The 14,604-nt window shown below is 62.5% G+C and carries 14 protein-coding genes and 1 pseudogene; 5 read left to right on the plus strand and 10 right to left on the minus strand.

Translation table 11 applies throughout. The features are described from left to right. Positions 1–189 precede the first annotated feature (189 nt). Complete coding sequence (locus BBX50_RS18840) at positions 190–1,407, minus strand: argininosuccinate synthase (RefSeq protein WP_065776858.1); 1,218 nt, start codon at positions 1,405–1,407, stop codon at positions 190–192. Positions 1,408–1,659: 252 nt separating this feature from the next. On the opposite strand from BBX50_RS18840, the pseudogene BBX50_RS18845 reads away from it, so the two are divergent. Further along, positions 1,660–2,219: pseudogene (locus BBX50_RS18845) on the plus strand (LysE family translocator). 263 nt (positions 2,220–2,482) lie between these two features. Here the strand turns inward: BBX50_RS18845 and BBX50_RS18850 are convergent. The 7 genes from BBX50_RS18850 to BBX50_RS18880 form a co-directional block, all read right to left on the minus strand. Then, the gene (locus BBX50_RS18850) at positions 2,483–3,277 is read right to left on the minus strand and encodes an ABC transporter ATP-binding protein (RefSeq protein ID WP_065776859.1); all 795 of its coding nucleotides are present in this window, start codon (positions 3,275–3,277) and stop codon (positions 2,483–2,485) included. After that, the gene (locus tag BBX50_RS18855; RefSeq protein WP_065776860.1) at positions 3,274–4,152 is read right to left on the minus strand and encodes an ABC transporter permease; all 879 of its coding nucleotides are present in this window, start codon (positions 4,150–4,152) and stop codon (positions 3,274–3,276) included. The genes BBX50_RS18850 and BBX50_RS18855 overlap by 4 nt, the downstream gene beginning before the upstream one ends. A 216-nt stretch (positions 4,153–4,368) precedes the next feature. Further along, a complete protein-coding gene (locus tag BBX50_RS18860; RefSeq protein WP_065776861.1) occupies positions 4,369–5,322 on the minus strand; it encodes an ABC transporter substrate-binding protein in 954 nt (317 codons plus the stop codon). A 140-nt stretch (positions 5,323–5,462) separates the two neighbouring features. Beyond that, a complete protein-coding gene (gene rlmN / locus BBX50_RS18865; protein ID WP_065776862.1) occupies positions 5,463–6,698 on the minus strand; it encodes a 23S rRNA (adenine(2503)-C(2))-methyltransferase RlmN in 1,236 nt (411 codons plus the stop codon). Between the two features lie 233 nt (positions 6,699–6,931). Continuing rightward, positions 6,932–7,435: an invasion associated locus B family protein gene (locus BBX50_RS18870; RefSeq protein WP_065776872.1), complete on the minus strand. Its 504-nt coding sequence runs from the start codon at positions 7,433–7,435 to the stop codon at positions 6,932–6,934. A gap of 397 nt (positions 7,436–7,832) precedes the next feature. Then, positions 7,833–8,210: a YkvA family protein gene (locus tag BBX50_RS18875; RefSeq protein WP_065776863.1), complete on the minus strand. Its 378-nt coding sequence runs from the start codon at positions 8,208–8,210 to the stop codon at positions 7,833–7,835. A 48-nt stretch (positions 8,211–8,258) separates the two neighbouring features. Then, the gene (locus tag BBX50_RS18880) at positions 8,259–8,576 is read right to left on the minus strand and encodes a 4a-hydroxytetrahydrobiopterin dehydratase (protein WP_065776864.1); all 318 of its coding nucleotides are present in this window, start codon (positions 8,574–8,576) and stop codon (positions 8,259–8,261) included. Between the two features lie 86 nt (positions 8,577–8,662). On the opposite strand from BBX50_RS18880, the gene BBX50_RS18885 reads away from it, so the two are divergent. Next, positions 8,663–9,139 carry a low molecular weight protein-tyrosine-phosphatase gene (locus BBX50_RS18885; protein ID WP_065776865.1) on the plus strand — a complete coding sequence of 159 codons (477 nt, stop codon included), beginning with the start codon at positions 8,663–8,665 and terminating at the stop codon, positions 9,137–9,139. Here BBX50_RS18885 and thpR read toward each other — a convergent pair. Then, a complete protein-coding gene (gene thpR, locus BBX50_RS18890) occupies positions 9,076–9,666 on the minus strand; it encodes an RNA 2',3'-cyclic phosphodiesterase (RefSeq protein ID WP_065776866.1) in 591 nt (196 codons plus the stop codon). The genes BBX50_RS18885 and thpR overlap by 64 nt on opposite strands. Before the next feature lie 114 nt (positions 9,667–9,780). Next, on the minus strand, positions 9,781–10,422 hold the full coding sequence (locus tag BBX50_RS18895; protein WP_065776867.1) for an arylesterase: 642 nt from the start codon (positions 10,420–10,422) through the stop codon (positions 9,781–9,783). Between the two features lie 66 nt (positions 10,423–10,488). On the opposite strand from BBX50_RS18895, the gene BBX50_RS18900 reads away from it, so the two are divergent. The 3 genes from BBX50_RS18900 to BBX50_RS18910 form a co-directional block, all read left to right on the plus strand. Further along, complete coding sequence (locus BBX50_RS18900) at positions 10,489–11,214, plus strand: ABC transporter ATP-binding protein (RefSeq protein WP_065776873.1); 726 nt, start codon at positions 10,489–10,491, stop codon at positions 11,212–11,214. Continuing rightward, complete coding sequence (locus BBX50_RS18905) at positions 11,211–13,763, plus strand: ABC transporter permease (RefSeq protein WP_065776868.1); 2,553 nt, start codon at positions 11,211–11,213, stop codon at positions 13,761–13,763. The genes BBX50_RS18900 and BBX50_RS18905 overlap by 4 nt, the downstream gene beginning before the upstream one ends. A gap of 222 nt (positions 13,764–13,985) precedes the next feature. After that, on the plus strand, positions 13,986–14,604 hold a 619-nt coding region (locus tag BBX50_RS18910), incomplete at its 3' end, for a Bax inhibitor-1/YccA family protein (RefSeq protein WP_065776874.1).

Here is a 14,604-nt window from a genome sequence, read left to right on the forward strand (position 1 = left end):
TGGGTGCGATTGTCGTGGCTGCGACAACTTGCGTGCCTTGGGAGTGTGGGGTGAGTGCTTCAGGCCAATCTCCCCCCTTGTGGGGGAGATGCCCGGCAGGGCAGAGGGGGGCAATTCTCCTCCGCCATTCACGGATGAAAAAGCCGCGGCAGATCGCTCCGCCGCGGCCTCGCTTAGGCAGTCGTTATCTTAGCGGTTGCGCGCAGCCAGCGTGCGCAGGCGCAGCGCGTTGAGCTTGATGAAGCCTGCCGCGTCCTTCTGGTCGTAGGCGCCCTGGTCGTCCTCGAAGGTGACGAGCTTGTCGGAATAGAGCGACTTGGCGCTCTCGCGGCCGGTGACCATGACATTGCCCTTGTAGAGCTTCAGCGTCACTTCGCCCTCGACATGCTCCTGGCTCTTGTCGATCGCTGCCTGCAGCATTTCGCGCTCCGGCGAGAACCAGAAGCCGTAGTAGATCAGCTCGGCGTAACGCGGCATCAGCTCGTCCTTGAGGTGCGCAGCACCGCGGTCGAGCGTGATGCTCTCGATCGCGCGGTGAGCGGAGAGAAGGATCGTACCGCCGGGGGTCTCGTAGACGCCGCGCGACTTCATGCCGACGAAGCGGTTCTCGACGAGATCGAGGCGACCGATGCCGTTGTCGCGGCCATAGTCGTTGAGCTTGGCAAGCAGGGTCGCCGGCGACAGGCGTACACCGTTGATCGAGACGGCGTCGCCGCGCTCGAAGCCGATCTTGATGACGGTTGCCTTGTCGGGAGCGGCTTCCGGCGAGATCGTGCGCATGTGCACGTATTCAGGCGCTTCCTGAGCCGGATCTTCGAGAACCTTGCCTTCGGAGGAGGAGTGCAGCAGGTTGGCGTCGACGGAGAAGGGCGCCTCGCCCTTCTTGTCCTTGGCGACCGGGATCTGGTGCTTCTCGGCAAATTCGAGCAGGTCGGTCCGGCTCTTGAACGACCAGTCGCGCCACGGCGCGATGATCTTGATGTCGGGGTTGAGCGCATAGGCCGAGAGTTCGAAGCGAACCTGGTCGTTACCCTTGCCGGTCGCGCCATGGGCGATCGCGTCGGCGCCGGTCTTCTTGGCGATGTCGATCAGGTGCTTGGAGATCAGCGGCCGGGCGATCGAGGTGCCGAGCAGATAGACGCCTTCATAAACGGCATTGGCGCGGAACATCGGGAAGACGAAATCCTTCACGAACTCCTCGCGGACGTCCTCGATGTAGATCTCCTTGATGCCGAGCATTTCGGCCTTCTTGCGCGCCGGCTCGAGCTCTTCGCCCTGGCCGAGGTCGGCGGTGAAGGTGACAACTTCCGCGCCGAGTTCGGTCTGCAGCCACTTCAGGATGATCGAGGTGTCGAGACCGCCCGAATAGGCGAGAACGACCTTTTTCACGTCTTTATGCGATGCCATGGTTTCCGTCCGTCTGGTCTTGGGGAGGGCGGCGATGCCGCGTGCAAATCTGCGGCACTTTAGCCAGAACCTGCGGCGATACAAGCACTAGAACGCCTGATGACGCGAATCCGCTGGCAAAAGCGCGGGCTCGGCATTACTGGAGGCGACCCTGCCCCGAGGAGACCGACGATGGACGTCATTCCCAGCCTGCCGACCCTCTTCACCTTCGCGGCGGCGACGCTGCTGCTTGCGGCGACACCTGGCCCGGACATGACGCTTTCGATCAGCCGGGCGCTGGCTCAAGGCAAGAAGGCAGCGCTCTTCGTGGTGCTCGGCACCAGCTTCGGCATCGTCGTGCACACGCTGCTGGTTGCCTTCGGCATCTCGGCGCTGATCACCGCCTCGCCCACCGCCTTTACGATCCTGAAGACCGGCGGTGCCGCCTATCTGCTTTGGCTGGCAATCCAGGCGATCCGCTCGGCTCCAGCATCTCGGTGCAGAAAGTCGAGCCGACGGAAGGCAAGGCGCTTGCCAACATTTCGGCCGGCTTCTGGGTGAACCTCTTGAACCCGAAGGTCATCATCTTCTTCATGACCTTCCTGCCGCAATTCGTCAGCGCCGACGATCCCTCGGTTACCGGCAAGCTGCTGTTTCTCGGGCTGTTCTTCATTATGATCGGCATGCCGGTCAACATGCTGGTGGTCTTCACCGCTGACTGGCTTGCTTCCTGGCTGCAGCGCAACAGGGGCGTCATGCGGGCGCTCGATTTTAGCTTTGCCGGCGTCTTCTCGGTGTTTGCGGTGAAGATCTTCATGACGACGGCGCGGTAGGGGCGTTTTGTGGGCTCGCCGCTCATCTGCCTGCCGGCATCTTCTCCCCGCTTGCGGGGAGAAGAGCGTATGCCGCACAGCTTGACGCAACCACGAGCGCCGGCGGAGCTTCTAAGCTTGGAAGGGTTGGCCGATTGCCGCCTCTGCCGGCGGCTGTCTAGGACCGAGCGATCGCCGCTTGTCTCTTCTCCCCGTCGTACGGGGAGAAGATGCCGGCAGGCAGATGAGGGACACGGCTCAAACCGTGCGACAAGCAGGCTGGATCAGCCGATCAGCAGCGCGTCGTCGTCGAGCGTCTGGCCGCGGATGCGGCGGAACATGGCGATCAGGTCCTCGACCTGCAATTCCTTGCGGCTGTCGCCGGCGACGTCGAGCACGATTTCGCCGCCGTGCAGCATGATGGTGCGGTGGCCGTAGTCGAGCGCCTGGCGCATCGAGTGGGTGACCATCATCGTCGTCAGCCTGCGCTCGGAAACGATCTTCTGGGTGAGGTTCATCACGAACTCGGCCATGCCCGGGTCAAGGGCTGCGGTGTGCTCGTCGAGCAGCAGCACTTCCGAGCCTGCGAGCGTCGCCATGACCAGCGACACCGCCTGGCGCTGGCCGCCGGACAAGAGATCCATGCGGTCGCCCATGCGGTTTTCAAGGCCGAGGTTGAGCTCGGCGATGCGCTCGCGGAAATGCTCGCGGCGCTTGGGTCCGAGCGCTGCGGTCAGGCCGCGGGCCTCGCCACGTTTGGCGGCAAGCGCCAGGTTTTCCTCGATCGACAGCGCACCGCAGCTGCCGGTCAGCGGGTCCTGGAAGACGCGGGCGACGAGGCCGGCGCGGGCGGCCGTGCCCTTGCGGGTGACGTCGGTCTTGCCGATCGTCACCTCGCCGGCACTCGGCAGCACGTCGCCGGCGAGTACGCCAAGCAGCGTCGACTTGCCGGCGCCGTTGGAGCCGATGACGGTGACGAAGGAGCCCTGCTCGATCGTCAGGTCGACGCCGTTTAGCGCCTGCTTCTGCAGCGGGGTGCCCTTGCCGAAGACGACCTGGATGTTCTTGACGCTGATCATGCCGCACCTCCGCGACGAAGACGGGGAAGGATAAGGGCGAAGGTCACGAGTGCGGCGGTGACGAAGTTGAGATCGGATGCCTGCAGTCCGAGCATGTCGGTCGACAGCGCCAGCTGGATGGCGATGCGATAGAGGATCGAGCCGAGCACGCAGCCGATCAGCGCGATCAGGATGCCGCGGGCGCCGAGCAGGGTCTCGCCGATGATGACGGCGGCAAGGCCGACGACGATGGTGCCGACGCCCGAGGTGACATCGGCAAAGCCGTTGGTCTGGGCAAAGAGCGCGCCGCCGAAGGCGACCAGCGCGTTCGAGATTGCCATGCCGAGATAGATCTGGCGGTTGGTGTCGACGCCTTGCGCGCGGGCCATGCGGGCATTGGCGCCGGTGGCGCGCATCGCAAGGCCGGCATCGCTTTCAAGGAAGCGCCAGACGACGATGACGGCGATAACGACGAGCACGCCGATGAACAGTGGCCGGACGTAGAAATCGCGCAGGCCGAGGCCATAGAAGGGCGACAGCATCGTGTCGGCGTTGATCAGCGCGACGTTCGGCTTGCCCATGACGCGCAGGTTGACCGAGAACAGCGCGATCATCGTCAGGATCGAGGCGAGCAGGTTGAGGATCTTGAAGCGCACGTTGAGCATCGCCGTGACGATACCGGCTGCAGCACCCGCGACCATGGCCACGCAGGCGGCAAGCCACGGATTGACGCCGGCGATGATCAAGACCGCGGTGACGGCAGCCCCCAGCGGAAACGATCCGTCGACGGTCAGATCGGGAAAGTCGAGAACCCGGAATGCGAGAAAGACGCCGAGAGCAACGAAGGCATAGACCAGCCCCAGTTCCACGGCTCCCCAGAAAGCGATTAGACTCAACCCCAGACCCTCTTTTCTACGTGTCGCGCGTGGCTGTCTTTTTGGGCGCGACGCTCCCGCTTGGCACATGGGACCTGCGGCCGGCGCATGTGCGGCTTAGAACATTGGAGCGGCTCCGACATCCCAAGGATTTCAGGCCCCTCATAGCGAACCGCCCCCGTATGGAACGGAGGCGGGCAAAACGCAACAAACTTGAACCTGAAAAGCCCGAAAGCGTTATTCAACGACGCGGGTTGCGCGCTTTACGACACTTTCCGGAAGGGTGACGCCCATCTTCTCTGCGGCCTTCTTGTTGATCACCAGGTCGGAACCGGCCGCAACCTTGACGGCGATGTCACCGGGGTTTTCGCCCTTGAGGATGCGCACGACCACGTCGCCGGTCTGCTTGCCGACGTCGTAGTAGTTGAAGCCGAGGGCTGCGAGCGAGCCGCGGGCAACCGAATCCGTGTCGGCGGTGAAGAGCGGCAGCTTGGCTTCTTCGGCGACGGCGACGGCGCCTTCGAGTGCCGAGATGATCGTGTTGTCGGTCGGGACATAGATCGCATCGGCGCGGCCGACGAGAGCGCGGGCAGCGCCCTGAACTTCAGCCGACTTCGTCGCTGCGGATTCGACGACGGTCAGGCCGGCCTTCTCGGCTTCGGTCTTCAAGACGGCGAGCAGCGAGACCGAGTTGGCTTCACCTGAATTGTAGAGGTAGCCGATCGACTTGGCGTTCGGCAGGATTTCCTTGATCAGAGCCACGTGCTCGGCAACCGGCGACATGTCGGAGAGGCCGGTGACATTGCCGCCGGGCGTGTCCATGTCCTTGACGAGCTGTGCTCCGAGCGGATCGGAAACCGCGGTGAAGACGACCGGGATGTCGCGGGTCGAGGAAACGACGGCCTGGGCCGACGGCGTCGAGATCGGCACGATCACATCAGGACCCTCGCCGGCGAACTGGCGGGCGATCTGAGCTGCCGTTGCCGGGTTGCCCTGGGCGGACTCGTAGATGAACTTGAGGTTTTCGCCTTCCTTGTAACCGGCGGCGGCCAGCGCATCCTTCACGCCGTCGCGGGCGGCATCGAGCGCCGGATGCTCGACGATCGCGGTCACGGCGACGGTCACCTCATCGGCACGGGCGGGCAGGGCGAATGCCACCGTGGCGGCAAGGGCGATGAGAAGTGAGCGCATGGGTTGTCCTCCTGAAATGATTTCAGCCTTCTTAGGAAACCGGTGACATGAAATCAATCGATAGGAACTGCATCATCCATCAAAGTTCTTCATCGATGGTGGCGAGCCCGGAGCGGGGAACGCTGCGCTAGCGTTCCGTCTCAGTCCTCGCCGTGATTGGCGATCATCATCGCCTCGAAGGCGAGGCGGTCGACCTTGCGCATCCGTTCCGATTCCGACTTCAGCTGACCGCAGGCGGCGAGAATGTCGCGGCCGCGCGGGGTGCGGATCGGCGAGGCATAGCCGGCCTGGTTGATGAAGTCGGCGAACTTCTCGATCTGCTCCCAGTCGGAACACTGGTAGTTGGTGCCCGGCCATGGGTTGAAGGGGATGAGGTTGATCTTGGCCGGCACGCCCCTCAGCAGCTTTACCAGCTCCTTGGCGTCTTCCAGGCTGTCGTTGACGTCCTTCAGCATCACATATTCGAAGGTGATACGGCGGGCGTTCGAAAGACCCGGATAGGCGCGGCAGGCGTCCATCAGCTCCTTCAGCGGATACTTCTTGTTGATCGGCACAAGCAAGTCGCGCAGGTCGTCGCGCACCGCATGCAGCGAGATCGCCAGCATGACGCCGATTTCCTCGCCGGTGCGGTAGATCTCAGGCACGATGCCTGACGTTGAAAGGGTGATGCGGCGCTTGGAGAGCGACAGGCCCTCGCCGTCAGAGGCGATCAGAAGGGCGGTCTTCACCTGCTCGAAATTGTAGAGCGGCTCGCCCATGCCCATCATGACGATGTTGGTGATCTTGCGGCCCTCGGCCGGTACGATCGCGCCCTGCGGCGTGTCGCGCTCCGGGAAGTCGCCGAGCCGGTCACGGGCAAGCAGCAGCTGTGCGAGGATTTCCTCGGCCGTCAGGTTGCGCACCAGTTTCTGCGTGCCGGTGTGACAGAAGGAACAGGTAAGCGTGCAGCCGACCTGGCTCGAAATGCAGAGCGTGCCGCGACCTTCCTCGGGGATGTAGACGGTTTCGATCTCAACCGGGCGACCGGCGCCGCGGGCCGGGAAACGCAGCAGCCACTTGCGGGTGCCGTCACCGGAGATCTGCTCCTCGACGATTTCGGGCCGGGCAATGGTGAAATGCTGCTTCAGCATCTCGCGCATGTCCTTCGACACGTTCGTCATGTGGTCGAAGTCGGAGACGCCGCGCACATAGAGCCAGTGCCAGAGCTGGCTGACGCGCATCTTGACCTGCCGCTCCGGCACGCCCTTTTCAACGAGCGCTTTCGCCATGTCCTCACGCAGCAGGCCGATCAGCGACGGCTTTTCCGTCTCTGGCGCTGTGCGCACCTGTGGCGCCCTAGCGATTTCCACCCGGTTCAGAATTTCAGTGGCTGCCATGCTCGTGATGTCCTGTCGTACAGCGTGAGGCCGTCCGGAGAGCGGGTCCGGAATTCGTCCTGATGCGCGAATTGAAATCGGTTGAGCCATCGATAGCGGCCAATCGGGGCGCGGAGGCTCTCAAGTTGGGCCGCGCTTTAGCATTGTTTTGGCCCAGAGTCACGAGGTCGGCCCCGCAAACACAAAAGGCCGGCTTTGCAGCCGGCCTTCGCGCGAAACTTTCAGGCCCAGGATTACTTGCAGGCCTCGATCTGCTTCAGCGCAGCCGAGATGCCCGAAAGCGAATAGGAGTAGGAGGTCGTCGTTCCCTTGCGCGACTTGGCGTTGACCGACATGGCCTTGCCGTTCTTCATCGCGGCGACCAGGGCCGGTTCTTCGGCGGCGTTTTCCACCCAGGCCGAGTTGCCCTTGGTGAACATCACGAAGGTGCGGCCGTCGATGACGACGTTGACCTTGGAGTTCTCCTGCAGCGGATAACCCATCATCGCCTGCGGCTCGTAGCTGATGTTCTGGCCCGGGCGCTGGGAAACCAGGAAGAAGATGTCGCCATGGTCGACGCCGGCCGGGCTCTTGTCCTTCGGAACCGAGAGGACGTAGCAGACCTTGCCGCCGCCGGCATTGTAGGAGTAGGCGCCCCAAGCGTTGAACTGCTGGATGCGCGTCGGTGACTGGGCGGCAGCCACGCTGGCGGTTGCCAGAACGAGTGCGATTGCTGTTGCGATCTTTCTTACAAACATGAGGTCCTGCCGCTTTTCTTGCTTTTCGATCACCCGAAACAGGTCAGACGGGCGACGCGTAGTCATGATTTGATTTGTTGTGACTTAATTCAGGTTACCAAACCGTCAACGATGGCCGAAATCCGCGGGTTTAGCCCCGAAACGGGGCAGTTTGCCCCATTTCCCCCGGCGTCTTTGGCCCGATGATTCGCGATGGGCGAACCAGGGTCGATGCCGGATGCGCGTCGCCTCGGAACGCCGTTTCCAGAAGGTTTCCTGCCCCAAGCTATTGCATGGCGTCAGCCACACCAAAGGGCGCGACCGGCGTCATTTGCATGTCTATGCCACAAAGATTCGGGCAAGAGTTTGACTTTCGGGCAGGAATGGGGCGCCACAACCTGGCGGCCGGCATTTCGTGTCAGTCTTCCGGCGTATCAGCCAGCGTCTCGTCGGCCTTGGTGTAGTGGGTTTCCTTGATCTGGCCGCTGATGGCGGCGAAGGCCGCGGTCAACACGGCGACGTCGTCGGAAAAGCCGACCACGGCGAGCACGTCGGGGACGAAGTCGAGCGGCAACACGAAATAGGCGAGTGCTGCCAGGAGAATGCCGCGGGTGCGGGTCGGTGTCTTCGGGTCGATGGCGCAATAATAGGCGGCGACGAGATCGCGGCTGAACGGAATCTGCCGCGCCGCCCGGCGAAAGGTCGGCCAGAAACGGCGCTTGACGCGCTTTTCCCTGCGCTCCTGCTCGGATTCTTCGCCAGGCAAGAGAATTTCACCAATCTTGATGTCGTCCATCGTCCCGCTTCCGCTGTTGCAGCGACTTCAATATGGGGATTGGCTGCCCTATTTCAAATGGTCGGGCATACGGCCCGCCGCCGCCTTGTCCATGCGCGCCGCCAGTTTGAAATCGAGTTCCGTCAGGCCGCCCGCGTCGTGGGTCGTCAGTGTCACGTCGACGCGATTGTAGACGTTGAACCATTCCGGGTGATGGTTGAGTTTCTCGGCAACGATCGCGCATTCGGTCATGAAGCCGAAGGCTTCGACAAAGTTTTTGAAGCGGAACGCCTTCCAGATCGAGTTGCCATCCTCAGCGCGCACCCAGCCTTCCATCTTGTGCAGGCTCTCCGCAATCGTCGCGTCGTCGAGCTTTTCCGGTGTCATCGCTTTCCTCCCTCTCATCAGCCTGTTCGAAGGCGTGGGCGCCGCGTATAAACGCGCAGCCTCTCCAGTCCTGGAAATTGCATAACATGAAACCGGTCAGAGTTCTTTTCGTTTGTCTCGGCAATATCTGCCGGTCGCCGCTTGCCGAGGGCGTGCTGCGGGAGGCCGTCAACCGGAAGGGGCTTGCTTCGGCACTTGAGGTGGATTCGGCCGGGACCGGTGCCTGGCATATCGGCGATCCGCCAGACCGGCGGTCGATAGAGGCGGCGCGACGGCACGGCATCGACATTTCAGCGCTGCGCGGACGCCAGGTGGCGGCGGCAGATTTCAACGACTTCGACCTGATCCTCGGCATGGACGATAGCAACGTCCGCGCGCTCAAACGGCTGGCGCCAGAAGGCACGGCAGAGAAAGTGCATCTGTTCCTGGACTATGCTTCTGGTCGTGAGCAGGACGTGCCGGACCCCTATTACGAGGGCGCGGAAGCGTTCGAGGCGCTCTACCAGATGCTCGAGGCCGGGTGCTCGTCATTGCTCGATAGGCTTGGTGCACGCACCTCGTGAAGCGGGAAGACCTCTTCGGTGAGGTAAGGCCCGCCGCCGACCGAATCGCGGGACGAGAGCAGCACGAAGCGCGAGACGGAGAACAGCGAGGTCATGAAGTTGCCGCGTCCCGAGAGGTATTCGACCACGTCTTCGACCCGGCTGGAGCGCAACCGTGCGAGTGTCACATGCGGGGTGAACTTGCGTGGATCCGGCTGCAATCCGAGCCGCTGGCAGATGCGCTCGATCTCCGCCTGCAGGGCATACATTTCCGGCTGGTTGGTGACGCCGGCCCAGACCGAATGCGGCTTCTTGGAACCGAAAGCGCCGGTGCCGGTCAATTGCAGCTGGAATTCGGGACGTTCGATCCGGTCGAGCTTGTCGATGATCTCGTCGGCGGTGCGCCAGTCAACGTCACCGATGAAACGCAAGGTGATGTGGTAGTTCTCCACATCGATCCAGCGAGCTCCGGGAAGACCTCCGCGCAGCAATGAAAGACTCATTGCAGCATTGCGCGGAATTTCGAGGGCGGTGAATAGTCTCGGCATGGCGAGCTCCCCGAATCTCTTGCAGATGTCTCAGCGAATCACGCATCGAGTCTGCACGCAACTAGTATTTGACACTTACGAATATTAACGTTCTCTTAACTGTGGACGATGTCATCACTCCGTCTTGTTCAGCTTTGCCAGGAATCGTTCGACGACCGGCAGCGCGTTGTGAACCATCACGCCTATGCCGTCGCCATTGGGATGCATGCCGTCTTCGAGCTTGAGGTTTGCTTCCGTCACCACGCCGTCGAGGAAGAATGGATAGAGCTCCAGCCCGTATTTCCCGGCGAGTTCCGGATAGATCGGGTTGAAGCGGGCGGCGTAGTCTGCGCCCATGTTCGGCGGTGCCATCATGCCGGCGAGCAGCACGGCAATGCCACGCTCCTTGAGACGGACGATCATGGCTTCGATGTTCTTGCGGGTTTCTTCGGGTGGAATGCCGCGCAGCGCGTCGTTGGCACCGAGTTCGAGGATCACGCCTTTCGTACCGTCGGGCACCGACCAGTCGATGCGGGCAAGTCCGCCAGACGAGGTGTCACCGGAAACACCGGCGTTTGCGATCGTCACGTTGAGGCCCTTTTCTTTCAGCGCCTTTTCGAGCCGTGCCGGGAACGCGTCCTCGGGCGGGAGCTGATAACCCGCCATCAGGCTGTCGCCGAACCCTACGAGGCTGATCGTCTCGGCGCGTGCTGCCGATGATAACGCAATTGTCATCATCAGTGCCAAGAAAACCCGTTGAAATCCTTTTAATGCCATGGGCCTGTTCCTAAATCCCGAATGCCGTTTCTGTTCCCCACATTGTTTCATATAGGGTTGTTTCGCTTGGCCAGCACCATCATCGAACTCAAAAACGCGGATCTGACCCTCGGCGAGGCGGCCGCCTCGGTGCACGTGCTCAAGGGCATGAGCCTGACGATCAATGCCGGCGAATCGGTCGGCATCGTCGGTCCGTCGGGTTCGGGCAAGTCGACATTGCTGATGGTGCTCGCAGGGCTGGAGCGGCTGGATAGCGGTGAGATCGTCATCGACGGCACACCGCTGCATCGGCTCGACGAGGACAAGGTGGCGGACTTTCGCGGACGCAATATCGGCATCGTCTTCCAGTCCTTCCATCTCATTCCAAATATGACGGCGCTGGAAAACGTCGCCGTCCCGCTCGAGCTTGCCAATGTCTCGGGCGCCTTTGAGATCGCCCGAAAGGAACTCGTCGCCGTCGGCCTTGGCGAGCGGCTCAGCCACTATCCCGGACAGCTTTCCGGCGGCGAGCAGCAGCGTGTGGCAATCGCCCGGGCGCTGGCGCCCTCGCCGAAGCTTTTGATTGCCGACGAGCCGACGGGCAATCTCGACGCCGAAACCGGACGGCAGATCGCGGACCTGCTTTTCGCTGAACAGGGTGACCGTGGCATGACACTCGTTCTCGTAACGCATGATGCGGCTCTTGCGGCTCGCTGCGTGCGGCAGGTGCGCGTGCGCTCCGGCGAGATCGTTGCCGGCGGCGAGGCGGGGTCGGTTGCGACCACACCACGACAGGAGGCGGCATCCGCATGAGCGGCGTATCACCGGTGCGGCTGCGGCCACTGCTTGCCCTTCGGCTGGCGCTGCGAGAAATGCGCGGCGGGCTCAAGGGCTTCTATATCTTCCTCGCCTGCATTGCGCTTGGCACCGCCGCGATCGCGGGCGTCAATTCACTGTCGCAGGCGATCACCGCGACGATCGCTTCGCAAGGGCAGGAACTGCTTGCGGGTGATATCCGCTTCGAGCTCAACAACCGCGTGGCCAGCGATGACGAACGCGGCTATCTCGATAGTCTCGGGCAAGTATCGGTTTCTGCAGGCTTGCGATCGATGGCCCGGTTGTCCGACGGATCCAACCAGGCGCTGGTGGAACTGAAAGCCGTCGATGCCGCCTATCCGCTTTTTGGCGCGCTGGAAAGCGAGCCTGGCCGGCCGTTGCGTGAACAGCTGGCACGCAACGGTGAGGTGTTCGGTGCCGTGGCAGCACCGCTTTTGCTCGATCGTCTCGGCGTTCGCGTCGGCGACGAGATCCTGCTCGGCAATGCCCGTGTCCGGATCGTCGCCACCATCGTGCGTGAGCCCGACGCTCTTTCCGACGGTTTCGGTTTTGCACCGCGCCTGATGATCTCGGCCGAAGCGCTTGCGGCATCCGGGCTGGTTCAAACCGGAAGCCTCGTCGAGCATAGCTACAAAGTCAAAGTTCCCGATCCGAGCCGGATCGCGGCCATTCGTGGCGATGCCGAGAAGCGGTTTCCGGCGGCCGGCTGGTCGATCCGCACCAGCGGCAATGCTGCGCCGGCGCTGACGGCGAACATCACCCGTTTCTCGCAATTCCTCACGCTTGTCGGACTTACGGCGCTGATCGTCGGTGGCGTCGGGGTGGCCAATGCGGTGCGCGCCTACCTCGATGCAAAACGCAGCGTGATTGCCACGTTCAAATGCCTGGGCGCACCGGCATCGCTGGTGGCGATGATCTATCTCGCGCAAATCCTGATGATCGCGTCGATCGGCATCGCCCTCGGTCTCGTCCTCGGCGCGTTGATCCCGTTCGTCGCGGCGCAGTTCCTGGCAGAGTTGCTGCCGATTTCGACGGAATTCCAGCTCTATCCGGGTGCGCTCGGCCTCGCCGCCCTCTTCGGCGTGTTGACGGCGCTGACCTTCGCCATCCTGCCGCTCGGTCGGGCGCGCGCCATTCCGGCCACAGCGCTCTTCCGCCAGCAGGGCTTCGATCCTTCAGGCTTTCCCGCATGGCCATATCTGCTCGGCGCTGTCGCATGCCTTGCAGCACTTGCTGGGCTTGCGATCTGGACCGCCTACGATCGCACCATCTCGCTCACGTTCCTCGGCGCGATCGCCTTTGCGTTCATTGTGCTGCGCGCGGTCGCGCTCGCGATCGCCTGGCTTGCGCGCCGTAGCCCGCGCGTCAATTCGCCGGCCCTCAGGCTTGCGATCGGCAACATCCATCGACCAGGCGCGCTGACGTCGTCCGTGGTGCTGTCGCTTGGCCTGGGGCTGGCGCTCCTCGTGACGCTGGCGCTGATCGACGGAAACCTGCGTCGTGAACTCACCGGCAACATGGCGGAGCGTGCGCCGAACTTCTTTTTCGTCGATATTCAGAGCAACGAGATCGAAGGCTTCCGGTCGGTCTTGAACCGGACGATCCCGAAGGGCAAGCTCATTGAGGTGCCCATGCTGCGCGGGCGGATCATCGCCTTCAATGGTGAGGACGTGAGCAGCCGCAACGTTCCGCCCGCCGGTCAATGGGTGCTGCGTGGTGATCGTGGCATTACCTATGCCAAGAACAAGCCCGAAAACTCGACGCTTGCCGAGGGCGCCTGGTGGCCGGCCGACTACAGCGGCGAGCCCCTGGTTTCCTTCTCGGCCGAAGAGGCTGGCGAGCTTGGCCTGAAGATCGGCGACACGGTCACGGTCAACGTGCTCGGCCGCAACATCACGGCGAAGATCGCCAACTTCCGCAACGTCGAATGGGAATCGCTGTCGATCAATTTCGTCATGGTGTTCTCGCCGAACACCTTTGCCGGCGCGCCGCACGCGTGGCTGGCAACCGTCATCGATCCGTCGGCGACCGCCGAAGAAGAGGCCGCGGTTCTCAAGGCTGTCACCAACGCCTACCCGACGATCACCAGCGTGCGCGTGAAGGACGCTCTCGACATTGTGAACGGGCTGCTTGGCCAGCTGGCAACGGCGATCCGTGCGGCTGCCGCAGTGGCGCTCGTCGCATCGGTGCTGGTGCTTGCCGGTGCTCTCGCTGCCGGAAACCGCGCGCGCGTTCATGACGCCGTCGTGCTGAAGACACTCGGCGCGACGCGGGCGACCCTGATCAAGGCGTTTAGCTACGAATATGCCATTCTCGGGCTTGCGACGGCGGTTTTTGCCCTGTTTGCAGGCGGTGTCGCCGCCTGGTTCGTCGTCAGCCGCATCATGACGCTGCCGTCGAGCTTCCTGCCTGACGTTGCCATTGTCACCGTCGCGGTCGCGCTGGTGATGACCGTCGGCATCGGTCTTGCCGGCACGTGGCGCATACTCGGGCAGAAGGCGGCGCCGGTCCTGCGCGAACTTTGAGGAGGCAGAGTTAACCGTAAAACCTTGTCCCACAAGGCTCGAATCGGTCGGATGCGTCCGAATCCGGGGGCTTCGGGTCTTGTATGCAGCGGGTTTCAGCATCATATTTGTCCACAGGCATGCTGGAGCTCCGCAGCGGCGCCTGGGCGTGGATACAAGTCTTCCAAAACGAGACCTGCCGCCCGACACCGTAACTTCCACCGGAGCTTAAATGAGGAAACAATGGCTGATCTGAGAAATTACCAAACCCGAATGTCGCCCGCCGGCGCTCAGGCGGGTGCCGTGATTGATGAAGGCCTTCGTGCTTACATGCTGAAGGTCTATAACCTGATGGCGCTTGGCCTGGCGATCACTGGTGTCGCCGCGTATCTGACGTTCCAGATGGCGTTTTCGGATGGCCAACTGACCGGCTTCGGTCAAGCGATCTATGCGAGCCCGCTGAAGTGGGTGGTGATGCTGGCGCCTCTGGGACTCGTGTTCTTCATGAGCTTCCGCATCAATAACATGAGCGTTTCTGCCGCGCAGACGACGTTCTGGATCTATGCGGCCCTGATGGGCCTGTCGCTGTCGTCGATCTTCCTGGTCTTCACCGGCCAAAGCATCGTGCAGACGTTCTTCGTGACCGCCGCTTCGTTCGGCGCCCTGTCGCTCTACGGCTACACCACGAAGAAGGACCTGTCCGGCATGGGCTCGTTCCTGATCATGGGTCTGTTCGGCGTCATCATCGCGTCGATCGTCAACATCTTCCTCGCCTCCTCGGCGCTCGCCTTCGCGATCAGCGTGATCGGCGTGCTGATCTTCGCTGGCCTTACCGCCTACGACACGCAGAAGATCAAGGAAA

It is taken from the genome of Ensifer sp. LC11 (genome assembly GCF_001695835.1).
Classification (GTDB): Bacteria; Pseudomonadota; Alphaproteobacteria; order Rhizobiales; family Rhizobiaceae; genus Ensifer.

What these genes read in the sequence shown, in the direction of transcription:
- BBX50_RS18840 (WP_065776858.1), bottom strand. Translation starts at nt 1,407, where the DNA reads ATGGCATCGCATAAAGACGTGAAAAAGGTCGTTCTCGCCTATTCGGGC.
- BBX50_RS18895 (WP_065776867.1), bottom strand. Translation starts at nt 10,422, where the DNA reads ATGGCATTAAAAGGATTTCAACGGGTTTTCTTGGCACTGATGATGACA.
- BBX50_RS18860 (WP_065776861.1), bottom strand. Translation starts at nt 5,322, where the DNA reads ATGCGCTCACTTCTCATCGCCCTTGCCGCCACGGTGGCATTCGCCCTG.
- BBX50_RS18885 (WP_065776865.1), top strand. Translation starts at nt 8,663, where the DNA reads ATGAAACCGGTCAGAGTTCTTTTCGTTTGTCTCGGCAATATCTGCCGG.
- rlmN (WP_065776862.1), bottom strand. Translation starts at nt 6,698, where the DNA reads ATGGCAGCCACTGAAATTCTGAACCGGGTGGAAATCGCTAGGGCGCCA.
- BBX50_RS18880 (WP_065776864.1), bottom strand. Translation starts at nt 8,576, where the DNA reads ATGACACCGGAAAAGCTCGACGACGCGACGATTGCGGAGAGCCTGCAC.
- BBX50_RS18905 (WP_065776868.1), top strand. Translation starts at nt 11,211, where the DNA reads ATGAGCGGCGTATCACCGGTGCGGCTGCGGCCACTGCTTGCCCTTCGG.
- BBX50_RS18850 (WP_065776859.1), bottom strand. Translation starts at nt 3,277, where the DNA reads ATGATCAGCGTCAAGAACATCCAGGTCGTCTTCGGCAAGGGCACCCCG.
- thpR (WP_065776866.1), bottom strand. Translation starts at nt 9,666, where the DNA reads ATGCCGAGACTATTCACCGCCCTCGAAATTCCGCGCAATGCTGCAATG.
- BBX50_RS18875 (WP_065776863.1), bottom strand. Translation starts at nt 8,210, where the DNA reads ATGGACGACATCAAGATTGGTGAAATTCTCTTGCCTGGCGAAGAATCC.
- BBX50_RS18870 (WP_065776872.1), bottom strand. Translation starts at nt 7,435, where the DNA reads ATGTTTGTAAGAAAGATCGCAACAGCAATCGCACTCGTTCTGGCAACC.